Annotated in this window: 20 protein-coding genes, 1 tRNA gene and 1 riboswitch; of the genes, 6 read left to right on the top strand and 15 right to left on the bottom strand. The window is 71.0% G+C overall.

All coding sequences use genetic code 11. From position 1 onward, the window contains the following. Positions 1-14 precede the first annotated feature (14 nt). Complete coding sequence (locus ASC82_RS19335; RefSeq protein ID WP_024757848.1) at positions 15-860, bottom strand: MurR/RpiR family transcriptional regulator; 846 nt, start codon at positions 858-860, stop codon at positions 15-17. 352 nt (positions 861-1212) lie between these two features. Beyond that, positions 1213-2601, bottom strand: coding sequence for a cystathionine beta-synthase (locus ASC82_RS19330; protein WP_056649360.1), 1389 nt, complete (start codon positions 2599-2601; stop codon positions 1213-1215). A 103-nt stretch (positions 2602-2704) separates the two neighbouring features. Here ASC82_RS19330 and ASC82_RS19325 point away from each other — a divergent pair, with 103 nt between their 5' ends. From ASC82_RS19325 to ASC82_RS19315, 3 genes are all read left to right on the top strand, one after another. Next, entirely contained in the window at positions 2705-3724 is a 1020-nt protein-coding gene (locus ASC82_RS19325; RefSeq protein WP_107105918.1) for an SGNH/GDSL hydrolase family protein, read from the top strand. A gap of 160 nt (positions 3725-3884) precedes the next feature. Next, positions 3885-5105 carry an acetyl-CoA C-acetyltransferase gene (locus ASC82_RS19320; RefSeq protein WP_056649358.1) on the top strand — a complete coding sequence of 407 codons (1221 nt, stop codon included), beginning with the start codon at positions 3885-3887 and terminating at the stop codon, positions 5103-5105. 335 nt (positions 5106-5440) lie between these two features. After that, on the top strand, positions 5441-6322 hold the full coding sequence (locus tag ASC82_RS19315; RefSeq protein ID WP_056649355.1) for a hypothetical protein: 882 nt from the start codon (positions 5441-5443) through the stop codon (positions 6320-6322). Positions 6323-6451: 129 nt separating this feature from the next. On the opposite strand, the gene ASC82_RS19310 is transcribed toward ASC82_RS19315, so the two are convergent. Further along, a complete protein-coding gene (locus ASC82_RS19310; RefSeq protein WP_056649352.1) occupies positions 6452-6781 on the bottom strand; it encodes a hypothetical protein in 330 nt (109 codons plus the stop codon). A gap of 14 nt (positions 6782-6795) precedes the next feature. Next, positions 6796-7668, bottom strand: a complete 873-nt coding sequence (locus ASC82_RS19305) for an alpha/beta hydrolase (protein ID WP_056649349.1) — start codon at positions 7666-7668, stop codon at positions 6796-6798. 106 nt (positions 7669-7774) lie between these two features. Between ASC82_RS19305 and ASC82_RS19300 the strand changes: the two genes are divergently transcribed. Continuing rightward, positions 7775-8332: a TetR/AcrR family transcriptional regulator gene (locus ASC82_RS19300; RefSeq protein ID WP_056649345.1), complete on the top strand. Its 558-nt coding sequence runs from the start codon at positions 7775-7777 to the stop codon at positions 8330-8332. Positions 8333-8402: 70 nt separating this feature from the next. On the opposite strand, the gene ASC82_RS19295 is transcribed toward ASC82_RS19300, so the two are convergent. Continuing rightward, positions 8403-9302, bottom strand: a complete 900-nt coding sequence (locus tag ASC82_RS19295) for a Bax inhibitor-1/YccA family protein (protein ID WP_056649342.1) — start codon at positions 9300-9302, stop codon at positions 8403-8405. 188 nt (positions 9303-9490) lie between these two features. Further along, positions 9491-9574: transfer RNA gene (locus ASC82_RS19290), tRNA-Leu, on the bottom strand. A gap of 379 nt (positions 9575-9953) precedes the next feature. Between ASC82_RS19290 and ASC82_RS19285 the strand changes: the two genes are divergently transcribed. Continuing rightward, complete coding sequence (locus ASC82_RS19285) at positions 9954-10724, top strand: ABC transporter ATP-binding protein (RefSeq protein WP_024757839.1); 771 nt, start codon at positions 9954-9956, stop codon at positions 10722-10724. A 52-nt stretch (positions 10725-10776) separates the two neighbouring features. Further along, positions 10777-13308: an ABC transporter permease gene (locus tag ASC82_RS19280; protein WP_056649339.1), complete on the top strand. Its 2532-nt coding sequence runs from the start codon at positions 10777-10779 to the stop codon at positions 13306-13308. A gap of 61 nt (positions 13309-13369) precedes the next feature. On the opposite strand, the gene ASC82_RS19275 is transcribed toward ASC82_RS19280, so the two are convergent. The 9 genes from ASC82_RS19275 to ASC82_RS19235 form a co-directional block, all read right to left on the bottom strand. Continuing rightward, complete coding sequence (locus ASC82_RS19275; RefSeq protein ID WP_056649336.1) at positions 13370-14683, bottom strand: cyclopropane-fatty-acyl-phospholipid synthase family protein; 1314 nt, start codon at positions 14681-14683, stop codon at positions 13370-13372. 172 nt (positions 14684-14855) lie between these two features. After that, positions 14856-16235 (bottom strand): NAD(P)/FAD-dependent oxidoreductase, encoded by a 1380-nt coding sequence (locus ASC82_RS19270; protein ID WP_024757836.1) that lies wholly within the window; start codon positions 16233-16235, stop codon positions 14856-14858. Positions 16236-16615: 380 nt separating this feature from the next. Next, positions 16616-17530 carry a Ppx/GppA phosphatase family protein gene (locus ASC82_RS19265; protein WP_056649332.1) on the bottom strand — a complete coding sequence of 305 codons (915 nt, stop codon included), beginning with the start codon at positions 17528-17530 and terminating at the stop codon, positions 16616-16618. Then, positions 17527-18087 (bottom strand): DUF501 domain-containing protein, encoded by a 561-nt coding sequence (locus ASC82_RS19260; RefSeq protein ID WP_056649329.1) that lies wholly within the window; start codon positions 18085-18087, stop codon positions 17527-17529. Before ASC82_RS19260 ends, ASC82_RS19265 begins: the two co-directional genes overlap by 4 nt. Positions 18088-18127: 40 nt before the next feature. Beyond that, the gene (locus ASC82_RS19255; RefSeq protein ID WP_056649326.1) at positions 18128-18598 is read right to left on the bottom strand and encodes a septum formation initiator family protein; all 471 of its coding nucleotides are present in this window, start codon (positions 18596-18598) and stop codon (positions 18128-18130) included. Between the two features lie 109 nt (positions 18599-18707). Then, complete coding sequence (gene eno / locus ASC82_RS19250; RefSeq protein ID WP_056649323.1) at positions 18708-19994, bottom strand: phosphopyruvate hydratase; 1287 nt, start codon at positions 19992-19994, stop codon at positions 18708-18710. Between the two features lie 367 nt (positions 19995-20361). After that, entirely contained in the window at positions 20362-21117 is a 756-nt protein-coding gene (locus ASC82_RS19245; protein WP_056649320.1) for a transglycosylase family protein, read from the bottom strand. A gap of 3 nt (positions 21118-21120) precedes the next feature. Further along, a riboswitch (cyclic di-AMP (ydaO/yuaA leader) is annotated at positions 21121-21292 on the bottom strand. A gap of 280 nt (positions 21293-21572) precedes the next feature. Beyond that, positions 21573-22673 carry a transglycosylase family protein gene (locus ASC82_RS19240; RefSeq protein WP_347336084.1) on the bottom strand — a complete coding sequence of 367 codons (1101 nt, stop codon included), beginning with the start codon at positions 22671-22673 and terminating at the stop codon, positions 21573-21575. 184 nt (positions 22674-22857) lie between these two features. Continuing rightward, positions 22858-24105 (bottom strand): cytochrome P450, encoded by a 1248-nt coding sequence (locus tag ASC82_RS19235; RefSeq protein ID WP_242427707.1) that lies wholly within the window; start codon positions 24103-24105, stop codon positions 22858-22860. Between the last annotated feature and the right edge of the window lie 30 nt (positions 24106-24135).

Here is a 24135-nt window from a genome sequence, read left to right as displayed (position 1 = left end):
CGACGGAGCCGGGCCTACTCGACGAACAGGCCCCGCGCGGCCGCCTTCGTGTCGAACTCCTCCAGACGCGCCTGCGCGTCCGGGAGTTCGTCCGCCATGGCCTCCAGGAGGACCCGGCCGAGCATCATCGGCGCGCAGGCGGTGTCGAAGGCGAGCCCGGTGCCGACGGCGGCCGGGATCAGCAGGTCGCTGTGGGCGGCGACGGGCGCGAAGGCCGAGTCGGCGACGGCCACGACCGTGAGCCCGGCCGCCCGCGCGTACTCCAGGGCCTCGACGACCTCCCGGGGGTGCCGGGGCAGGGCGAAGCAGAGCAGCGCCGTGGCCCCGGCCCGTACGGCCGCGTCGACGCGGTCCGTGAGCATCGAGCCGCCCTCGTCGAGAAGCCGGACGTCGGGGTGCACCTTGGCGGCGAAGTAGGCGAAGCCGCGCGCCTGTGAGGAGGCCGCCCGCAGGCCGAGCACGAGCAGCGGGCGGGAAGCGGCGAGGACCCGGCCGGCCCGTTCGACGGGCCGGGGGTCGGCGAGCAGCCCGGCGAGGTGCTGGAGGTTCTCGATCTCGGCGAGCACGGCCTGCTGGTACTCGTTGTGCCCCGCGTCCTTCGCCTCGGCGGCGCCGGGCTCCGGGGGCGCGACCTCCCGCAGGTGCCGGCGGAGCGCCGGGTAGCCGTCGAAGCCGAGCGCGACGGCGAAGCGGGTGACGGAGGGCTGGCTGACCCCGGCGAGCTCGGCGAGCTCGACGCTGGAGAGGAAGGGTGCGTCGGCGGCGCGCCGCACCATGCAGTGCGCGATCCGCCGCTGCGTCGGCGTCAGCCGGTGCCCCTCGAAGAGCGCCTGCAGCCGTCCGGCCGGGCTGTCGCTCATGCCGTCCGTCCCCCTTCCGCCTATTCACCCACGATTGCCTCTGCATAAGGATATGCAGGCGGGCGCCGGGAGGGGAACGGGTGAGGGAAGAGGAACGCGTGACGCGGGGACCGCCGCACCCCCGGTGAAGGGGGGCGGGACGACGGCGGTCCCCGCGTGGGACACGGGCCCGGGTCAGGGCCGGTCTCCGCGTCCGCGGCGTCTGTGGAGGCCCGGGAGCCGCTCCGGAAGTCCGTGACGCCGACAACCACCAATGTGCCGGACGCGTGTTAAGCGGGTGCTGCGGGTACGTGTCGCCCTCGTACCAGTTGTACGAACGACTCCACGCACCCCGCCCCGCCCGGTGCGTGGACTACTTCGCGCCGCCGTTGGCCAGGAAGGCCAGCAGGTCCTGGCGGCTGACGACGCCGGTCGGCTTGCCCTCGACGAGCACGATCGCCGCGTCGGAGGACTCGCCCAGGACGGACATCAGGTCGGCGACGGGCTCGCCCGAGCCGACCTGCGGCAGCGGCGCGCACATGTGGCGCTCCAGCGGGTCCTCCAGGGAGGCGCGCTTCGTGAAGAGCGCGTCGAGGAGCTCGCGCTCGACGACCGAGCCGACGACCTCGGCGGCCATGACGTCGGGGTGGCCGGCGCCGGGCTTGACGATGGGCATCTGGGAGACGCCGTACTCGCGCAGCACCTCGATGGCCTGGCCGACCGTCTCGTCCGGGTGCATGTGGACGAGGGAGGGCATGACGCCCTCCTTGTGGCGCAGGACGTCCGCGACGGTGGCGGTGGAGGTGTCCTCCAGGAAGCCGTGGCCGGCCATCCACTCGTCGCTGAAGATCTTCGACATGTAGCCGCGGCCGGAGTCCGGCAGCAGCACGACGACGACGTCGTCGGGGCCGAGCTCCTTGGCGACCTCCAGGGCCGCGACGACGGCCATGCCGCAGGAGCCGCCGACGAGGAGGCCCTCCTCCTTGGCGAGGCGGCGGGTCATCTGGAACGAGTCCTTGTCGGACACGGCGACGATCCGGTCCGTGACGTTCCGGTCGTAGGCGGTCGGCCAGAAGTCCTCGCCGACGCCCTCGACCAGGTACGGCCGGCCCGAGCCGCCCGAGTAGACGGAGCCCTCGGGGTCGGCGCCGATGACCTTCACGGAGCCGCCGCTGACCTCCTTGAGGTAGTTGCCGGTGCCGGAGATGGTGCCGCCCGTGCCGACGCCCGCGACGAAGTGGGTGATCTTCCCGTCCGTCTGCTCCCAGAGCTCGGGACCGGTGGTCTCGTAGTGGGAGCGCGGGTTGTTCGGGTTGGAGTACTGGTCGGGCTTCCAGGCGCCGGGGGTCTCACGGACGAGCCGGTCCGAGACGTTGTAGTACGAGTCCGGGTGCTCGGGGTCCACGGCGGTGGGGCAGACGACGACCTCCGCACCGTAGGCCCGCAGGACGTTGATCTTGTCGAGGGACACCTTGTCGGGACAGACGAAGATGCACTTGTAGCCCTTCTGCTGGGCCACGATCGCGAGGCCGACGCCGGTGTTGCCGGACGTGGGCTCGACGATGGTGCCGCCGGGCTTGAGGGCGCCGCTCTGCTCGGCGGCCTCGATCATGCGGACGGCGATGCGGTCCTTGACCGAGCCGCCCGGGTTGAAGTACTCGACCTTGGCCAGGACGGTCGCCTGGATACCCGCCGTGACGCTGTTGAGCTTCACCAGCGGGGTGTTGCCGACGAGGCTGATCATCGAGTCGTGGAATTGCACCGTAATCTCCGGGGTCTCCGTAATGGTGTGGCCAGCGTATGCGTAGTCGGAGCGGCTTACGGGGCAGTTAGACCCTGAACGGCTTGAAGGAGGTGACGGCCTCATGTCGAGGGCGAGGGTGGCGCGACGGATCGCGGCGGGTGCGGCGTACGGCGGCGGGAGCATCGGGCTCCTTGGCGTGGCCGCGGTGGGGTTGCTGCTGACCGAGATGCAGCTGGCGAAGAGGTCGGTGGGGAACGGGACGGCGCCCCTGCCGCCGGTGGCGGACGGCCTCTACGGCCGGTCCTTCGGTACGGAGACGCCCCTGCGGCTGGCCCTTCTGGGTGATTCCACGGCGGCGGGTCAGGGGGTGCGCCGCACGGGTCAGACGCCGGGGGCGCTGCTCGCCTCCGGGCTCGCGGCGGTGGCGGAGCGGCCGGTGGTCCTGCGGAACGTGGCGCTCTCGGGAGCGCGCTCGGACGATCTGGAGCGGCAGGTGTCGCTCCTCCTCTCCCAGCCGGTCGGACCGCCGGACGTCTGCGTGATCATGATCGGCGCGAACGACGTGACGCACCGGATGCCGCCGACGGAGTCGGTGCGGCACCTCGCGGCGGCGGTGCGGAGGCTGCGGACGGCGGGCGCGGAGGTGGTGGTCGGGACTTGCCCGGACCTCGGCACGATCGAGCCGGTCTACCAGCCGCTGCGCTGGCTGGCCCGGCGGGCCTCGCGGCAGCTGGCGGCGGCGCAGACGATCGTGGTGGTGGAGCAGGGCGGGCGGACGGTGTCGCTGGGCGACCTGCTCGGGCCCGAGTTCGCGGCGAATCCGCGCGAGATGTTCGGGGTGGACAACTTCCACCCGTCGGCGGAGGGGTACGCGACGGCGGCGATGGCGGTCCTGCCGACGCTGTGCGCATCCCTCGGCGTGTGGCCGGAAACCGATCGGCTGGAGCCGGCACGGCGGGAGAACATCCTGCCGGTGGCGAAGGCGGCGGCCGAGGCGGCGAAGGAGGCGGGCACGGAGGTCACGGGCGCGCGGGCGCCGTGGGCGCTGCTGAAGCACCGCCGGCGGAGGCGGCTGCCGGTGGCCACCGCGGGCGGACCGGAGGCAGGCTTGGAAGGAACCCCGGAGGACGCCCAGGCGTAACCCGCACAGAGACGGAGGCGCCGCCGAGGCGGGGCGCCTCCCGACTGAGCGCTCGCTTAGAAAAGAGGCCCTCGTCACATGCCCCGGCCGGTGACCCCATGCGGTACGTACGGGTAACTTCCCTTTCAGTCCGCTCACTCCGCACCCTCATGGAGCCGTGATGCCCGAAGCCGTGATCGTCTCGACCGCCCGCTCGCCCATCGGCCGGGCCTTCAAGGGCTCCCTCAAGGACCTGCGGCCGGACGACCTCACCGCGACCATCATCCAGGCCGCCCTGGCCAAGGTGCCCGAGCTCGACCCCCGCGACATCGACGACCTGATGCTGGGCTGCGGTCTGCCCGGCGGCGAGCAGGGCAACAACCTGGGCCGGATCGTCGCCGTGCAGATGGGCATGGACCACCTCCCGGGCTGTACGGTCACCCGCTACTGCTCCTCCTCGCTCCAGACCTCCCGCATGGCGCTGCACGCCATCAAGGCGGGCGAGGGCGACGTCTTCATCTCGGCCGGTGTCGAGATGGTGTCCCGCTTCGTGAAGGGCAACTCGGACTCGCTGCCCGACACGCACAACCCGTTCTTCGCCGAGGCCGAGGCCCGCACGGCCGAGGTCGCCGCCTCCGAGGGCTCGGCCTGGCACGACCCGCGCGAGGACGGCATCGTCCCGGACGCGTACATCGCGATGGGCCAGACCGCCGAGAACCTGGCCCGCTGGAAGGGCATCAGCCGCCAGGAGATGGACGAGTTCGGCGTACGGTCGCAGAACCTCGCCGAGCAGGCCATCAAGAACGGCTTCTGGGAGCGCGAGATCACCCCGGTGACGCTGCCGGACGGCACCGTCGTCTCCGCGGACGACGGCCCGCGCGCCGGCGTCACCCTGGAGGGCGTGCAGGGCCTCAAGCCGGTCTTCCGCCCCGACGGCCTGGTCACCGCCGCCAACTGCTGCCCGCTGAACGACGGCGCCGCCGCGCTCGTGATCATGTCGGACACGAAGGCCCGCGAGCTCGGCCTGACCCCGCTCGCCCGCATCGTCTCCACCGGCGTCTCCGGCCTCTCCCCCGAGATCATGGGCCTCGGCCCGGTCGAGGCGTCGAAGCAGGCCCTCAAGCGCGCCGGCCTGACCATCGGCGACATCGACCTGGCCGAGATCAACGAGGCCTTCGCCGCCCAGGTCATCCCGTCCTACCAGGACCTGGGCCTGGACCTGGACAAGGTGAACGTCAACGGTGGCGCCATCGCCGTCGGCCACCCCTTCGGCATGACGGGCGCCCGGATCACCGGCACGCTCATCAACAGCCTCCAGTTCCACGACAAGCAGTTCGGCCTGGAGACCATGTGCGTCGGCGGTGGGCAGGGCATGGCGATGGTCATCGAGCGGCTGAGCTGAGCCGTAGCGGAGGGTAGGGGCTGCCTGAGGAACGAAGGCGGCACCTGCCCGCAGCGGTGGCGCGGCTCAGCGCGACCAAGGAAGCGAGCGGCTCTCGTAGTCACCCTGGACGGGGAGCGGTCAACCGCTCCGCGTCCGAGCCGTGACCGAATCTCCCCCAGGATGTGACCTACGTCCCGGGGGAGTTCGTTTTCCCAGGTCAGAGCCGTTTCGGGACTAAACACCCGGCCGAAATACCTGTCCAATTCGTGACGTAATGCACTGACAGCGGGCACCACCCCAGGACAAGCTGATGTAGGAAGTCGGGGGATCGACTCGGAATCGGGAGTACGTCAGTGAGCGCCATGTCTCTTGCCCTGCTGCTGACCACGGCCGCTGCCACGGCCGTGGGCGCTGCTGCCCTGCACGCCGTCCACGGTCTCCGCAAGGAGGTCACCGGCCTCCGCAGCGAGCTGGCGGCCGCCCGCGGCATCACGGTCCCCGCGGCCAGGGCCACGCCCGCCGCGGAGATACGGGCCGCGGTCGCCGAGGCCCTGGCCGAGGAGCGCGAGCGCGAGCTCGCGGAGGCCCGCGCCTTCTGGGCCGCGCAGGAAGCCCGTGACGCGGCGGACGCCCCGTCCCTGCTCGGCGGGCTCGGCGGCCCGGTCGAGGACGGCACCTTCTTCGTCCCGCGCCAGGCCGACTTCGTGGGCCTGGAGGCGATGGCCCTGGAGGCCATGGAGGCGGAGGCGACCGCGCTCGACGGCGTCTCCGGTTTCGACGGCCTCGGCGGGCTCGACGGCGCCGGCGACCTCGGTGACCTCGCCGACGCGCTGGACGAGTTCCCCGAGGACTCCGCGGAGCTGGCCGCGGCCCGCCGCCGCCACCCCTCGCACCCGGACTTCGTGCCCGTGCAGACCCCGGTCGTCACCGACCACGAGCGGACGGTGGCCCGCCTGGAGGAGCTCGCGGACACCCGCACGGCGCTGACCGACGTGCGCCCCGGCCCGCTCGGCACCCTGGACGTGTACGTCTTCGCGGACGGCACGACGCTCTGCATGACCCCCGGGCACCGCGAGACCGCGGAGCGCCTCGCCGAGGCCCTGCGCTCCGGCCGCACCCCGGTGCTGCTCGGCGGCTCGGGCGTCTCGGGCGCCTTCGCCCTCACCTTCTCGTACGGCGACACCGACGAGGAGAACGTCTACATCCTGGCGGACCGCGTCATCGCGTCCCTCTGATTCCTCCCGCGCCCCTCGCACCGCCCGGCCCCTGAGGGCCCCACGGGCTTCGGGGCGCTGCGGCGGCCTCCGGCCGCCGGCCGCACGAGCACCGGCCGGGCGTGACCCCGGCCCCCGCCCCGGACACCCTCAGAGCCCCGAGCGCTCCGCCGCCTCCCGTACCAGCCTCACGGCCTCGCCCAGTTCCCCCTCGCGGGAATCGGCCGGGGCCGTTCGCAGGATCTCCGCCAGGTCGTTCCCGGCGACGACGAGCTGGTCGGCGACGGTGAAGACCCCCGCGTCCGGCATCGTCAGCGGCTCCCGCGCCGGGTCCTCGGCGCGCTGGGCGCGCACCGCGAGCTCCCGGGCGAGGGCGAGCCCCTCGGCGGCCGCCCCGCGCTGGAGGCGGCTCTGCGGGGCGGCCCGCAGCCGGTCGGCGAAGCGCTCGACGGCGACGGTCAGTTCACTGGTATCACGCACCCCGCGACCCTACGTCACTTCACGTGCCGGCCGAGGAAGTCGCGGACGAGCCCGGCGATCTCCTCGCCGTGGGTCTCCAGGGCGAAGTGTCCGGCGTCCAGGAGGTGGATCTCGGCGTCCGGCAGGTCCCGCGCGAAGGCCTCCGCGCCCGCGGGCCCGAAGATCTCGTCGCCGCGGCCCCAGGCCGCGAGGAGCGGCGGCCGGTGGGTGCGGAAGTACTCCTGGAAGGCCGGGTAGCCGTCCAGGTTGAACTGGTAGTCCCAGAAGAGCTGGAGCTGGATCTCCTTGTTGCCGGGCCGGTCCAGGCCGGCCTGGTCGAGGGTCCAGGTCTCCGGGGAGATCCGGTCCAGCCGGTCCGCCGGCACCCCGTGGGTGTACTGCCAGTGGGTGGCCTCGGGGGTCAGCAGCTCCCGCACCCCGGCCTCGTTCGCCTCGCGGTCCTTGGCGTGGGCGAAGAGCACGTCCCAGAAGGGCGTGAAGCCCTCCAGGTAGGCGTTGCCGCTCTGGCTGACGATCGCGGTGACCCGCTCGGGGTCGCGGGAGGCGATCCGCAGGCCGATGGGCGCCCCGTAGTCCTGGATGTAGAGGGCGAACCGCTCGACGCCGAGCCGGTCGAGCAGCCCGAGGGTGATCTCGGTGAGCTTCTCGAAGCTGTACGGGAAGTCCCCGACGGCCGGGGCGGCCGAGGCGCCGAAGCCGATGTGGTCCGGGGCGATGAGGTGGTACGCGTCGGCCAGCTCGGCCATGAGCCCGCGGTACATGTGCGAGCTGGACGGGAAGCCGTGCAGGAGGACGAGGGTGGGGTTGGCCGGGTCGCCGGCCTCCCGGTAGAAGACGTCGAGCCCGTCGACGGTGACGGTGTGGGCGCGCAGGGCGAAGGCGGACATGGGAATCCCCGTTTCCGGTGTCGTATCCGGTCGGGAGAACGATCGTTCTCCCGATGCCCTGTAGGCTACGAGAACGATGGTTCTCTACGCAAGGGGTGATCGGCCGATGGACGCGGAAGCCGCCGAACTGAAGGTGCTCGACACCGCAGAGCGCCTCTTCGACGAGCGCGGGGTGCAGGCGGTCGGCATGGACGCGCTCCGCACCGCCTCCGGGGTCTCGCTCAAGCGGCTCTACCAGCTCTTCCCCTCCAAGGACGTCCTCGTCGAGGCGGTCCTGAGGCGCCGCGACGGCGCCGTGCGCGAGGCCCTCGCGGCCCACGGCGCCCGGGTCGCCGACGGCCCGTACGAGCGCGCGCTGGCGGCCTTCGACTGGCTCGCCGACTGGTTCGCCGAGCCCGACTTCCGGGGGTGCGCGTTCATCAACACCTTCGGGGAGCTCGGCGGCGTCGCCCCGAACGTCGCCGGCCTCGCCCGCGACCACAAGGAGGCCCTGCGGGCGTACTTCGCCGCCCAGACGGACGCCCTCGGCGCCCCGCCCGCCCTCGCCGACCAGCTCGCCCTGCTCGCCAACGGGGCCATGGTCGTCGCCGGCATCACCGGCTCCCCCGAGCCCGCCGCCCAGGCGAAGGCCGCGGCCCGCGTCCTGATCGACGCGGCGCGCTAGGCCCCCGTACACGCGGAAAGGGCCCGCCCGGCACGAAGCCGGACGGGCCCTTCCCCCGAGCTCACACGCGTCAGTCGTCGCCCTGCAGGATCGACAGCAGACGCAGCATCTCCAGGTAGATCCACACCAGGGTCATGGTGAGACCGAAGGCGGCCAGCCAGGCCTCCTCGCGCGGCGCGCCGTAGTTCACGCCGTCCTCGACCTGCTTGAAGTCGAGGGCGAGGAAGCAGGCGCCCAGGATGACGCCGATGACACCGAAGAGGATGCCGAGACCACCGCTGCGGAAGCCGAGGCCGTCACCGCCGGCGAAGACGGCGAAGAGCAGGTTGACCACCATGAGCAGCATGAAGCCCATGGCAGCGGCCATCACGAAGCCGTAGAAGCGTCGGTTGACCCGGATCCAGCCCATCTTGTAGGCGATCAGGACACCGGCGAAGACCGCCATCGTGCCCAGGACCGCCTGGATGACCACGCCGTCGGCGATGTACGTCGAGACGGCGGCCGAGATCACGCCGAGGAAGACGCCCTCGAAGGCCGCGTAGCCCAGGATCAGCGCGGGGGACGGCTTGCGCTTGAAGGACTGCACCATCGCCAGGACGAACGCCACCAGGGCGGCGCCGATCGCGATGCCGTAGGACTTGCCCAGGTTGGCCGCGTCGACCGGCAGCAGGAACCAGGACAGGACGGCGGTGACCACGACCGTGCCGAGCGTCATGGCCGTACGGCTCACGACGTCGTCGATCGTCATCACGTTGCCGCGGGCCTGCTGCGGGGCGCCGAGCTGCGCGTCCTGCGGGGCGTACGGGTTGGTGGCGTACGGGTTCGTCGCACCCTCGGCATACGGGTTGCCGGTGGCGTACGGGTTCGTTCCGACGGCGGGGCCCCCGGCCTGCGGCTGCTGCGCGTTCACCGCGTAGCCGTTGTCGCGGCTGAACCCCCGTCGCGAGAAGACCGGGTTACTGCTCCTCATCTCACTCCTCCATGGCAGACCGCACGGCGCGGCCTTGCGTCAAGAGTAATGCGTAGGCAAAAGAAACTCCCTAGTGCTCGGGGAGGATCTTTTTCCGTACGACGAGGAGGTCCGGGGGGGGTGCGAGGCGGCCGGACTCGTGGAGGGACTTCGCCGGGCCCCAGGCACTCGCCTGCGGCCCGGGTCGGTGCCCGGAGCCGGACTTGAACCGGCACGGCCCGAGGGCCAGCGAGGTTTAAGCTCGCCGTGTCTGCGTATTCCACCATCCGGGCGTTGCGCGAAGCTCCGCGTTGGCACAGGAGCCTATCGGGGCCCTATCCCTCGTTCAGCGGAACATCGGCCCGATGTTGTCTTATTTTATTGACGCCTGAGGGTGCGTCAGTGCAGGTGAGAGCCTTTTCGGCGAACTGTGACCGGGGTCGCAGGCGCAAAGCCGAGCCCACCGGAATGACGAAAAGTCGTCGCAGGTCTGTCACCTCGGCGCGAAGCCGCCTCTCAGGGACGCCGTCATACCTCAGGAGGAGGATCGAGGGCTCCGGTCCGACTCGAGGCTGCCCCGAGAACGGGCACGTGGACGGACGTCCCGGGGCGGAACGCTCGACACGATGGAGGGGTTCCCGCAGCAGCCCCGCAGTGACAGGAGTCCTCCTCGTGACCACCACCCCCACCGTGTCCCGCGCCACCGCGGTGGCCGCCCGCGCCACGGATCTCTCGAAGGTCTACGGCCACGGCGAGACCCAGGTGGTCGCCCTCGACCACGTCACCGTCGACTTCCGGCAGGGCGAGTTCACCGCGATCATGGGCCCCTCCGGCTCCGGCAAGTCGACCCTGATGCACTGCGTCGCCGGCCTGGACTCCTTCTCCTCCGGCTCCGTGCGGATCGGCGAGACCGAGCTCTCCACCCTCAAGGACAAGCAGCTCACGCAGCTGCGCCGGGACAAGATCGGCTTCATCTTCCAGGCCTTCAACCTGCTGCCGACCCTGACGGCCCTGGAGAACATCACGCTGCCGATGGACATCGCCGGCCGCAAGGCCGACAAGCAGTGGGTCCAGCAGGTCATCGACATGCTCGGCCTCTCCGCCCGGCTCAGCCACCGTCCGACCGAGCTCTCCGGCGGCCAGCAGCAGCGCGTGGCCGTGGCCCGCGCCCTCGCCTCCCGCCCCGAGATCATCTTCGGCGACGAGCCGACCGGAAACCTGGACTCGCGCTCCGGCGCCGAGGTCCTCGGCTTCCTCCGCAACTCCGTGCGCGAGCTCGGCCAGACCGTCGTCATGGTCACCCACGACCCGGTCGCCGCCTCCTACGCGGACCGCGTGATCTTCCTCGCCGACGGCCGCATCGTCGACGAGATGCTCAACCCGACGGCCGACGGGGTGCTCGACCGCATGAAGGCCTTCGACGCCAAGGGCCGTACGAGCTGACGCCGTAGCGCAGCCCAGCCCCCTGCCGTCCCTCTTCCTCCAGGACACACCCATGTTCCGTACCGCCCTGCGCAACGTCCTCGCGCACAAGGCGAGACTGCTGATGACCGTCCTCGCCGTAATGCTCGGCGTGGCCTTCGTCTCCGGCACCCTCGTCTTCACCGACACCCTCGGCCAGGCCTTCCGCAACCAGTCGGCCAAGAGCTACGACGACGTCGCCGTCGCCGTCGAGATGTACCCGAACGCCGAGCAGGCCCGGAAGGCCCCCGGCCTCTCCCAGAAGGACGTCGACAAGGTCGCCGGGCTCGACGGGGTCGCCTCCGTCACCCCCCGCGTCGACGGCTTCGCCGGTGTGCCCGACAGGAACGGCAAGCTGATCGGCGTCGGCTGGTCCAACAAGGGCACCAACTTCGCGCCCGGCAAGGACGGCAAGGACCGCGCGTACACCTTCGCCACGGGTACGGGACCGGTCCGCGACGAGCAGGTCGCGCTCGACAAGGACACCGCGGACAAGGGCGGCTACAAGGTCGGCGACACCGTCCGCGTCGCGACCACGGGACCGGTGAAGGAGTACGAGCTCTCCGGCGTCTTCACCACCGAGGACGGCGCCGTCAACGCCGGCGGCAGCCTCGTCGTCTTCGACTCCTCCGTCGCGCAGCAGCTCTACCTGAAGCCCGGGTTCTACCGGAGCCTGACCGTCACCGCCGCGCCCGGCACGAACGCCGACAAGCTCCTCGACGAGGTCCTCAAGGTCGTCCCGAAGTCCGCCACCGCGCAGACCGGCGAGGCCCTCGCCGAGCAGCAGGCCAAGGACATCGAGGCCGGCCTCGGCGCGCTCAACCAGGTGCTCCTCGGCTTCGCGGGCATCGCGCTCTTCGTCGGGATCTTCCTGATCTCCAACACCTTCACCATGCTGGTCGCCCAGCGCACCAAGGAACTGGCGCTGATGCGCGCCGTCGGCGCCTCGCGCAAGCAGATCACCCGCTCCGTCCTCGCCGAGGCCGGTCTGGTCGGCCTGGTCGCCTCCGCGGTCGGCTACGTGCTCGGCATCGGCCTGGCCGTCGGCCTCCGCTCCGCCATGAGCGCCTTCGAGATGAAGGTCCCCGGCGGCGATCTGGTCCTCACCGCCACCCCCGCCGTCAGCGCCTTCGCCGTCGGCGTCCTGATCACGATGCTCGCCGCCTGGCTGCCCGGCCGCCGCGCCGCGAAGATCCCGCCGGTCGCCGCCATGAGCAGCGTCCACGCCACCGCGAGCACCAAGTCGCTCGTCGTACGGAACTCCATCGGCGCCGCGCTCACCGCGCTCGGCGCGGTCCTGATCGTGCTCGGCGCCGGCCAGGGCGGCGACGAGGGCCGGATGTTCATCGCGGGCGGCGCGTTCCTCACCCTCATGGGCGTGATCGTGCTGATCCCGTTCCTGTCCCGGCCCGTGATCGCCGTGATCCGCCCGCTCTTCGTGAACGTCTTCGGGGTCTCCGGCAAGCTCGCCGGCCTCAACGCGGTCCGCAACCCGCGCCGCACCGGCGCCACCGCCTCCGCGCTCGCCATCGGCCTGACCCTCGTCACCGGCCTCTCGGTGCTCGGCGCGACCGTCGGCACGGCCCTGGACAAGGCGACGACCGACCAGGTCAAGGCCGACTACATGGTCTCGATGGCCAGCGGCAACAGCCTCAGCCAGGAGGCGCTGACCGCCCTGGAGAAGGCTCCGGGCGTCACCGCGATCTCCCCGCAGCAGGCGGGCGCGCTCGACATCAAGGGCTCGTACGTCTCGGCCTCCGGCGTCACCCCCGGCGACGTCGAGAAGGTCCTCAAGCTCACCGTCGTGGACGGCTCGCTGTCCTCCCTCGGCAAGGGCGGGATCGCCGTCGACGAGAAGACCGCCACGAAGCGCGGCCTGAAGGTCGGCGACACCGTCCCCGTCGAGTACCTCGACAAGCAGAAGGCCAAGCTGACCGTCGGCGCGGTCTTCGAGCCCAACGAGTTCCTCTCCCCGGTCCTCATCGACCACAAGCTGGTCACCGCGCACGAGGAGCGGGCGGAGATCCGTCAGATCTTCGTCTCCACCGAGGGCGGCGCGAGCGCGGCCAACGAGCGGGCCCTGGCCAAGGCCATGGGCGACAACCCCGACATCACGGTGATGGACCACAAGGGCATCCGTGACTCCTTCGGCGGCCCGATCAACCTGCTCCTCAACATCATGTACGGCCTGCTCGGCATGGCCCTGATCATCGCGGTCCTCGGCGTCGTCAACACCCTCGCGATGTCCGTCTTCGAGCGCCAGCAGGAGATCGGCATGCTGCGGGCGATCGGCCTCGACCGGCGCCGGGTCAAGCGGATGGTCCGTCTGGAGGCCGTGGTCATCTCGGTGTTCGGCGCGGTCGTCGGCATCGGCCTCGGCTCGTTCCTCGGCTGGGCGATCGGCGAGACCATCAAGGAGCAGATCCCGGGCTACGCCCTGGTCCTGCCCTGGGACCGGATCGGGATCTTCCTGATCCTGGCCGCCCTGGTCGGCGTCCTCGCCTCCCTGTGGCCGGCCCGGAGCGCGGCGAAGCTGAACATGCTGTCGGCCATCAAGGCCGAGTAGCGGAAGCGCACGGCCGGAGGGCCGGTCTCCCCACCCGGGGAGACCGGCCCTTCGGCGTGTGTCAGGCCGTCTTCTCGTTCCAGACGCGCGGCCGCAGCGCCGTCCCGCTCTTCCCCGACAGCGGGGTCTTCACGGCGAGGAACTGGTTCACGCCGATCCGGTTGCGCTCGAAGGAGACGGCCGAGGCCGCCATGTAGAGCCGCCAGATCCTGGCCCGGCCGGGCGAGGTGAGCCGGACGGCCCGGTCCCACTCCCGCTCCAGGTTCGCCACCCACCGGCGCAGCGTCAGCGCGTAGTGCTCGCGGAGCGCCTCGACGTCGCGGACCTCGAAGCCGGCGTCCTCCAGAGTGGACAGCGTCCGGCCCATGGGGGCGAGTTCGCCGTCGGGGAAGACGTACGCGTCGATGAAGGGGTCGACCTCGTAGGCCTCCTCGTCGGGCTCGGGGCGGCGGGAGATCTGGTGGTTGAGGAGCCGTCCGCCGGGCTTGAGGAGCCCGTACAGGGTGTCGGCGTACTCCCGGTACTTCACGGCCCCGACGTGCTCGGCCATGCCGATCGACGAGATCGCGTCGTACGGGCCGTCGGCGACGTCCCGGTAGTCCTGGACGCGGATCTCCACGAGGTCGGTGAGGCCCTCGTCGGCGACGCGCTTGCGGGCGTACGCGGCCTGCTCGCGGGAGAGGGTGACGCCGACGACCCGGGCGCCGTACTCGCGGGCGGCGTGCAGGGCCATGGAGCCCCAGCCGCACCCCACGTCGAGGAGCCGGTCGCCCTCCTTGAGGTCCAGCTTGCGGGCGATGAGGTCCAGCTTGTCGCGCTGGGCGTCCTCCAGGGTCCCGTCCTCCGTCCAGTAGGCGCAGGAGTAGACCATGGACGGGCCGAGGACGATCTCGTAGAAGTCGTTGCCCACGTCGTAGTGGTGACTGATCGCCTGCTTGTCGCGGCGCCTGCTGTGGCTGTGGCCGCGGCGGCCGCGCATCTCCTCGGCGGGCGGCGGCGGGGGCGGCAGGGGCCCGGCGAGCCGCAGCAGGGCCCGGGCGGCGGCGCGGAGCTTCGGGTCCCGTACGGAGTCGCGTGCGGCCGTGAGACGGCTCCTGTGGTCCTCGGGGCGCTCCCAGAGGAGGCCCGAGATCCGGTCCAGGACCTCGTACAGGTCCCCCTCGACGTCGAGCTCCCCGGCCACCCAGGCGCGGGCCAGGCCCAGTTCGCCGGGCTTCCAGATCATCCTCCGCAGGGCGCGGCGGTCGCGGACGATCAGGACGGGGGCTCCCGCGGGGCCGGCCTCGCTGCCGTCCCAGGCCCGCAGCCGTACCGGGAGCGGTCCTCCGATGAGCTCCTCGGCGAGAGTCGTCAGCCGCGACGCGGCGTCGGCCATGATGCAACACCTCCGTGATCTCGTGCCCCAGAAATGCTCGTCACCAAGGGAACACCCTGTGTAGGGGTTTCCCATCCCGGCGCAGCGCAACGAGTCGGCAAAACACGCGAAGGGCCGTCCGCACCACGGATGGCGGACGGCCCTTGCGGGGGTGTTGCGTTACTGCGGTGCCTTAGGAGGCCTTGGCCTTCTCCTGCGCCGGCGCGGCCGGGGCGGGGGCGGGCTTGGCGGCCTCGTAGAACTCCTCGCGCGGCGTCTCGATGGCGCCGAGCGAGACGACCTCGCGCTTGAGGAACATGGCGAGGGTCCAGTCCGCGAAGACGCGGATCTTGCGGTTCCAGGTCGGCATGGCCATGCCGTGGTAGCCGCGGTGCATGTACCAGGCGAGACGGCCCTTGAGCTTGATCTTCACCTTGCCCATGACGATCATCGCGACGCCCTTGTGGAGGCCGAGGCCGGCCACGGCGCCCTTGTTGGCGTGGCTGTACTCGGCCTGCGGGAAGCCGCGCATGCCGGCCACCACGTTGTCGCCGAGGACCTTCGCCTGACGCAGCGCGTGCTGGGCGTTCGGCGGGCACCAGGCGTTCGGGTTGCCGGCCTTGCGGCCGACCATGTCCGGCACCTGGGCGTTGTCGCCCGCGGCCCACGCGTAGTCGAGACCGTTGATCTGGAGCTTCTCGTTGCAGTCCACGTGGCCGCGGGGGCCGAGCGGCAGACCGAAGCGGGAGAGCGCCGGGTTCGGCTTGACGCCGGCGGTCCACACGATCGTGTTGGAGTCGACCTCAAGGCCGTTCTTCAGCACGACGTGGCCGTCGACGCAGGAGTCCATCGAGGTCTCGAGGTAGATCTCGATGCCTCGGCCCTCGAGGTGCTCCTTGCCGTACTGACCGAGCTTGGGACCCACCTCGGGGAGGATCTTGTCGGCCGCGTCGACCAGGACGAAGCGCATGTCCTCGCGCTTGACGTTCTGGTAGTACTTCGACGCGTCACGGGCCAGGTCCTCGACCTCGCCGATGGTCTCCGCGCCGGCGAAGCCGCCGCCCACGAAGACGAAGGTCAGCGCCTTGCGGCGGACCTCCTCGTCGGTGGTCGAGTCGGCCTTGTCGAGCTGCTCGAGGACGTGGTTGCGCAGGCCGATGGCCTCCTCGATGCCCTTCATGCCGATGCCCTGCTCGGCGAGGCCGGGGATCGGGAAGGTGCGGGAGACCGCGCCCATCGCGATGACGAGGTAGTCGAAGGGCAGCTCGTACGCCTCACCGACGAGCGGCGCGACGACGGCGACCTTGCGGTCCTGGTCGATGGTGGTGACCCGACCGGTGAGCACCTCGGCCTTGGGGAGGACGCGTCGCAGCGGGACGACGACGTGCCTCGGCGAGATGCTGCCGGCGGCGGCTTCGGGCAGGAAGGGCTGGTAGGTCATGTACGACCGCGGGTCGACGACCGTGACGGTCGCCTCCGCGTAGCGCATCTTCTTGAGGATGCGCCGAGCTGCGTACAGGCCTACGTACCCGCCGCCTACTACGAGGATCCTGGGACGCTCCGTGGTGCTCATGGGATCGAGTATCCACCCAGCCCTGGGGGGTTGCTCGTGCGCCCCTTCACAAGGTCCTCGCGCACCTCTGCTACACTCCGCCGCCCACGTGATCCATGTCATGGCGCTGCAAAGGAACCGGGGTGCAACGGCGAACGTTGTTCACCCCTCGTGAACTGGCCTGGAGAGGCCTCGTTAACGCTGAACCACCGGGTGCATTCACACGATGGAAACAACGAGCGAAGAGGCCTCCACGCCTGCGAAAGGGCCCTGAGACGCCCCTCGGAGGGCCCAAAGACCCCCTTCGAACCCCTCTCGGACGCCATCAGGGCCCTTTTCCTTGTGAAGAACTTCACGAACTTTCCCGACGGCATGTCGTCAGGACGCTCGATAGATGCCCGCTATGCCACGGATAGGGCGATCCCATCGAGGATGTCGTGCTCGCTGACGACGACCTCACTCGCCCCGACGCGCTCCACGATCTCCCTCAGGACGAGCGCCCCGGCGATGATCACGTCGACCCGGCCCGGGTGGATGACGGGGATCGCGGCCCGCTCGTCGTGGGTGGAGGCGAGGAGGCGGTCGGTGACCTCGGCGACCCGGGCGGCGGAGATCCGGGAGTGGTGGATCTTCCCGGAGTCGTACTCGGTGAGGCCGAGGGCGATCGCGGCGACCGTGGTGACCGAGCCGGCGAGGCCGACGAGGGTGTCCGCCGAGCCGATCGGAACGGTCTCGGCCGCCAGGTCGAGCGCGGCCCGGACGTCGGCGCGGATCGCGGCGACCTCCTCGGCCGTCGGCGGGTCGTGGCGGACGTGCCGCTCGGTCAGCCGGACGCAGCCGATGTCGACGGAGCGAGCGGCCTCGACGTGCTTGTTGCCGGTGACGAACTCGGTCGAGCCGCCGCCGATGTCCACGACGAGACGGCGGTCGTCGCCGTGGAGCTCGCCGGTGGCGCCGGTGAAGGAGAAGGCGGCCTCCTGGTCGCCGGTGATGACCTCGGGCTCCACGCCCAGGATCTCCACGACCCCGTTCACGAACTCGTCGCGGTTCTCGGCGTCGCGCGAGGCGGAGGTGGCGACGAAGCGGAGCCTCTCGGCGCCCAGCTCCTTGATGACCTCGGCGTACGCGCGGCAGGCCGCGAAGGTCCGCTCCAGCGCCTCGGGCGCGAGCCGGCCCGTCTTGTCGACGCCCTGGCCGAGCCGGACGATCGTCATCCGCCGGTCCAGCTCGACGAGGTCGCCCGTCTCCGGGTGGACGTCGGCGACGAGGAGGCGGATGGAGTTCGTACCGCAGTCGATTCCGGCGACCCGGGTCACTCGCCCTTCTCCTCTTCCTTGGCTTCCTTGGCTTCCTTGTCGGCGCACGGCGTGACGCACGCGCCCTTCGCCCACCACTCCGGCAGCATCGCGAGCGCCTCGTCGCCGAACGGGTTCACACCCGGACCGGCGGCCAGCGAGTGGCCGACGAGGACGTGCAGGCACTTCACGCGGTCCGGCATGCCGCCGGCGCTCGGGAAGCCCTCCAGGACCTCGATCGCGTCGCGGCGGGCGATGTAGTCCTCGTGCGCTGCCCGGTAGGCGGCGGCGAGCTCCGGGTCGGTGGCGAGCCGGGCCTGCATCTCCTTCATGACCCCGTTGGCCTCCAGGGTGCCGATGGCGGAGGCCGCGCGGGGGCAGGTCAGGTAGTACGTCGTCGGGAACGGCGTGCCGTCGGGGAGCCGGGGCGCGGTCTCGACGACGTCCGGGTTGCCGCACGGGCAGCGGTGCGCGATGGCGCGCAGGCCGCGGGGCGGCCGGCCGAGCTGGAGCTCGAAGGCGGCGATGTCCTTCTCGGTGGGCTCGGTGCGTTCGGTCTGCGGAGGGGGCGTGTCCATGTTTTTTCGGTTGCCTTGCTCGTGTGTCGCGGAGGAGGGGTCAGGGACGGTCGGCGTGGTCGACGCCGTCCCAGAGGTTGTCGTACCAGGGGCGTTCCGCCGCTCCCTGGTCGGCGCGGGGCCGCTGCTCCGCGTCGGGGTCGTTCACGGTGAAGCCGGTCTCGCCGGGCAGCACGTAGTGCAGGTGCTCGCGGGCGAGCCGACGGACGTAGGCCGGGTCCTGGAGGCGGGCCTTCTCGTCCCGCAGTTCCTCGACCCGGCGTGCGGCCTCGGCGGCCCTGCGCTCCTGGTCGGCGATCTCGCCCTGCTGGGAGACGTAGCTCCGCATCGGGTAGGCGAGGGCCACGACGAGGGAGCAGACGACGAGGGCGAGGAAGGCCGCGCGGCCGGTGAGCCGGGAGCGGCGGGCCTGGCGGCGGTTCTGGGAGCGGTAGACACGGGCGGCGGTCTGCTCGCCGAGCAGCCTGATCCGGGTCGCGGTCGAGAACCGGTCCCGGTCCTTCGCGGCCATGTCGTGTCGCCTCCCCTGTTCATACGTACGTCCCCGCACACGGTACGGGACCGAGTGCGGGGACGTACGGAGGCTGCTTCAGAGAGAAGCCCGGCCTGTGATCAGCTGATCAGCCCTTGAAGCGCGGGAACGCGCTGCGGCCGGCGTAGACCGCGGCGTCGTCGAGGATCTCCTCGATGCGCAGGAGCTGGTTGTACTTGGCGACGCGGTCCGAGCGGGCCGGGGCGCCGGTCTTGATCTGGCCGCAGTTCACCGCGACGGCGAGGTCGGCGATGGTGACATCCTCGGTCTCGCCGGAGCGGTGGGACATCATGCACTTGAAGCCGTTGCGCTGGGCGAGCTCGACGGCGTCCAGGGTCTCGGTCAGCGAGCCGATCTGGTTGACCTTGACCAGGAGGGCGTTGGCGGTGCCCTCCTCGATGCCGCGGGCGAGGCGCTCCGGGTTGGTGACGAAGAGGTCGTCGCCGACGATCTGGACCTTGGTGCCCAGCTTGTCGGTGAGGACCTTCCAGCCGGCCCAGTCGTCCTCGTACAGCGGGTCCTCGATGGAGACCATCGGGTACGCGGAGACGAGCTCCTCGTAGTACTCGGTCATCTCGGCGGCCGAGCGGGACTTGCCCTCGAACTCGTACTTGCCGTCCTTGTAGAACTCGGACGCGGCGACGTCGAGCGCGAGCGCGATGTCGGTGCCCGGGGTGTAGCCGGCCTCCTTGATGGCCTCGACGATGAGGTCGAGGGCGGCGCGGTTCGACTCGAGGTTCGGGGCGAAGCCGCCCTCGTCGCCGAGGCCGGTGGAGAGGCCCTTGCGCTTCAGCACGCTCTTGAGCGTGTGGTAGACCTCGGCACCCCAGCGGAGGGCCTCGGAGAAGGACTCCGCGCCGATCGGGGCGATCATGAACTCCTGGATGTCCACGTTGGAGTCGGCGTGCGACCCACCGTTGAGGATGTTCATCATCGGAACGGGCAGCAGGTGCGCGTTCGGGCCGCCGAGGTAGCGGAAGAGCGGGAGGTCCGAGGCCTCGGACGCGGCGTGCGCGACGGCGAGGGAGACGCCGAGGATGGCGTTGGCGCCGAGCGAGCCCTTGTTCTCGGTGGCGTCCAGGTCGAACATGGCCTGGTCGATCAGGCGCTGCTCGGTGGCGTCGTAGCCGACGAGCTCCGGGCCGATCTGCTCGATGACGGCGAGGACGGCCTTCTCGACACCCTTGCCCATGTAGCGGTTCGGGTCACCGTCGCGAAGCTCGATGGCCTCGAACGCACCGGTGGAGGCGCCGGACGGAACAGCAGCACGGCCGGTGCTGCCGTCGTCGAGGCCGACCTCGACCTCGACCGTGGGGTTGCCTCGGGAGTCCAGGATTTCCCGGGCTACGACGACGTCGATGGACGGCACGAGCATCTCCTTTTTGGGATGTGACGCTGGATGTGACGCATGGCCGGTGCAGGGTCGCTCGGCCTTGCGACAAGAGCCTAACCGGCTCAGGGGGTCCGGTCGGCCGTGCGCCCGCCCCCTGGGACGAAAAAGGACCCAAGGGCAGGCATCTCGGGACGAAGGACCCCAGATCTACTGGACGGTAACCATGAAGTCCTCCCCATGGGCCACAGAGTCCTCCCTATAAGAGGAGTCCGGACACGGAACAAGAGGGGGCCGGACACACGGAACCCCGGTCCGGCGCGCACGGGGGAGAGTGCGCCGGACCGGGGTGGTCACCGCGGGAGGGTCGTCGGGGTCGGGTGAGCCGCCGGACTCACCCGAGCCGCCGGGCTCACTTGAGGTGGAGCTGCTGGCCCACGTAGATGAGGTCGGCGTTCTCGACGACGTCCTTGTTCAGCTCGAAGAGCTTGGCCCAGCCGCCCTTGACGCCGTGCGCCTGGGCGATCTTGCTGAGGGTGTCGCCGGCGACGACCTTGTACTCGCCGTCGCCCTTCTTGACCACCTTGCCGGTCGGGGTGGTGACCGTCTTCTTGGTGGCGGCCTTCGGCGCGGCGTGCTGCTGCGTCGACTTCTTCGGGGCCTGGCGCTGCTCGCTGCGGGTGGTCGGCTGCTCGGCCTTCCGCTCCTGGCGCGGCTGCTGGGTCTGCTGCGACTGCTGGGGCTGCTGCTGCGTGCTCTGCTGCGGCGCGCTCTCGGCGGAGCCGCCGTCGTAGGAGGCGCTGGAGAGGCCCACGCCACAGGACGGCCAAGCGCCCTTGCCCTGGCCCGCGAGGACCTTCTCGGCGATGGCGATCTGCTGGGACTTCGACGCCTGGTTGGCGGTCGAGGCGTAGGCGGTGCCGCCGTACGCGGCCCAGGTGGAGGCCGAGAACTGCAGGCCGCCGTAGTAGCCGTTGCCGGTGTTGATGGACCAGTTGCCGCCGGACTCGCACGCGGCGACGGTGTCCCACTCGGAGACCGTGGCGGCCGAGGCGGTGCCCGCGGTCATCAGCGGGGCGGCCACGGCGACACCGGTGACGCCGACGAGCGTGGCGACCTGGGTGGCCTTGGAGGGACGACGGTGTTTGCCCTTACCGGAAAACAGCATGGAGATTCTCCTCACCGACGCCTGTGAGGTGAGCTGTCGGGTTCGGGCCGGAAAGTTGCCCGGCCGCGTGTCCTAGCACGCGGCTTCACCCCAAGCCGTTCGTCGGCCGTCTCTCAACGGCCGGGACCGGCACTTACCTTGGGTCCCCCACTCCTGCCTTCGGCGCTTGCGCGACGACTGTTCCCATCGGCCGACGGCAGGATTCGGCGTTTCGGTCGACGGGGCCCGCGGTGGCGAGCGGTTACGACCGTAGACACAGACCCACCGGAAGTTCAAAGAGGCGTATTGCGGAAATAACGCCCCTACTTGCCTTCCGGCGGGGGGTGTTTGTGCAGGTGGGAGGTGACGGGGGCAAAGTTCGCGGACGTGACACGCCAGTTGGGGCGAAGAGACCCATGTCTCACTTGCCCAGAACCGGACATACGCACCCGAACCACTCGGCCCCCGACCGCCGGTTACTCGGCTTCCGCTTCCGCCTTCTTCTCCGAACCGACCGTCAGGTCGAGGCTCTGACCAGGGACGATGAGGTCCGGGTCGAGGCCCACGACCCCGCGGTTGGCGTCGTAGAGGGCGTTCCAGCCGCCGGGGAGTTCGTTCTCCTGGGCGATCTCGGACAGATTGTCACCGGGACGCACGGTGTACGCGCCCGAAGTGCCCTGACTGTCCGTTGTGCCCGAATCCTTCGCCTCGTCAGCGGTCGGCGTGGCGACCGAGCTTTCCGCCAGCTCGTCCGTCGATGAGGCGTGTCGACCGGAATCAGCCGCAGTGTCCGTCTTGCCGGTTTCCTCCGGGGCCGCCTCGCCCCGGTGCTTGCCGGTGCCGGGCTTGGCCGACGAGGCATCACCCGTCGACGTTCCGGGCGATACGGGCGTAAGGGACGTGTCGGGCGTGGCCGGGGTGCCCGGCGTGGCCGAACCGGTCGACGCGCCGGGGCCCGTCGGCGTACCGGAACCGCCCGGAGCGGTCGTACCGCCCGGGGTGGCCCCCGTCGCCGGAGTGGTCGGGCTGACCGGCGTGGCGGGGGTGGCGGGCGTGGCCGACGTGGCGGGGGCCTTCGACGGCGTACCGGCCTCGGCGGAGCCCGTGGATCCGGTGGAGCCCGTGGACTCGGTGGCCTTCCCCGCGCCCTTCGTGGCGGCGGCCTCCGAGGGCGTGGCCGGGACCTCCGCGGTCCGGTTCGACTCCGCCACGGGCCCCGTGGGCGCCTTGGGGGTGGTGGCCGGGCCGGGGTTGACCCCGGTGGCCGTGCCGTCGTTCGTGAGGCCGGCGATGGGCGCGCAGGTGGCCCAGTCGGTGCTGCCGGCGGCGAGCGCCTTGTCGGCGATCGCGATCTGCTGGGCGCGGCTGGCCAGGTCGGGGCTGGGGGCGTAGGCGAGGCCGCCGTTCCGCTCCCAGCTGTCCTGGGTGAACTGGAGGCCGCCGTACATGCCGTTGCCGAAGTTGGCACTCCACTGGCCGCCGGACTCGCACTCGGCGACCCGGTCCCAGGTCGCGGCGTCGGCGGCGGATGCGGAGCCGGTGGCGAGCAGCGGCAGCGCCAAGGCGGAGCCGGTCACACCCGCGGCGACGACGATGGCGGGGGCTTGACGGGGGCGACGGTGTCGTCCGTTCCCGGAGCGCATAGGAACGCCTTTCGCGTGACGGCTGAGACTGCCGGGAAACGTAGCGGCATTCGAACACCCATCACAAGTCGATGGCCCCCCGATCACGTAAAGATCACAGTCTTGACGGACCGTCAGTTCACCGCACCCGTACGGAAGGGGTGAATTCCACCGGTAGCGTGCGCAATCCCCGCATGATGAGCCCTCCGCGCCACCGCAGTTCGGCCGGATCGGCCGCAAGTCGCAGATCGGGCAGGCGAGTCAGCAGGGTGGCGAGCGCCGCCTGCCCCTCCAGCCGCGCGAGCGGCGCCCCGAGGCAGTAGTGGATGCCGTGCCCGTACCCGAGGTGCTGGTTGTCGCGCCGGGAGAGGTCCAGCACGTCCGGGCCCGCGAACCGCTCCGGGTCCCGGTTCGCGGCGGCGAGAACGACGAGCACCGGATCGCCTGCCGGGATCTCCTGCCCGCCGACCGTCAGCGCCTGCGTCGCGTACCGCCAGGTCGCCATCTCCACCGGCCCGTCGTACCGCAGCAGCTCCTCGACGCCCGTCTCCAGGAGCCCCGTCTCCCCCGCCGCGATCGAGGCCTGGAGCCGCTCCCGCTCCTCGGGGTGGCGCAGCAGCTGGTAGACGCCGTTGCCGATGAGGTTCACGGTCGTCTCGAAACCGGCGAAGAGGATGATGAAGGCCATGGCGGCGGCCTCGTTCTCGGTGAGGTGCTCGCCGTGGTCGGAGGCCCTGATGAGCCCCGAGATGAGGTCCTCACCGGGCTCCTCGCGCTTGCGGTGGATCAGCTCCGCGAGGTAGCCGCGCATCTTCTTCACCGACCGGGCGACCCCGCCGCGCGGCCCCCCGCCGTGCCGGATCATCATCCCGGCCCAGTCCCGGAAGTCGTCCTGGTCCTCCGGGGGCACGCCGAGCAGGTCGCAGATCGCGTAGATGGGGAGCGGGAAGGCGAACTCGTGGATGAGGTCGGCGCTCCCCTTCTCCACGAACTCGTCCATGAGCCGGTCGGTCAGCTCCTGCACGCGCGGCGCGAACTCCGCGACGCGGCGCGGCGTGAAGGCCTTCGACACGAGCCGCCGCAGCCGGGTGTGGTCGGGCGGGTCGATGTTGAGCAGATGCGTCATCAGCTCGGCCTTGCGCTCGCCCGGGATGCCCGTCTTGCCCTTCGCGTGCGGGGACTCGTCGTGGTGCGCAGGGTTCTTGGAGAGACGCTGGTCGGCGAGGGCCTGCCGGGCGTCCGCGTACCGGGTCACGAGCCAGGCCTCGACCCCGCTCGGCAGCTTCGTCCGGTGGACGGGCGCGTGCTCCCGCAGCCAGGCGTAGGCGGGGTACGGATCGCTGGCGAACTCCCAGGTGAAGAGCTCGGGGGCGGGGTTGGTACTCACCGTCCGACCGTACAGGGAGGCCCCGGGGAG

It is taken from the genome of Streptomyces sp. Root431, from assembly GCF_001426585.1.
GTDB lineage: Bacteria > Actinomycetota > Actinomycetes > Streptomycetales > Streptomycetaceae > Streptomyces > Streptomyces stackebrandtii.
Note: the sequence above shows the minus strand (reverse complement) of the source record. Positions and strands in the feature narration are given on the sequence as shown.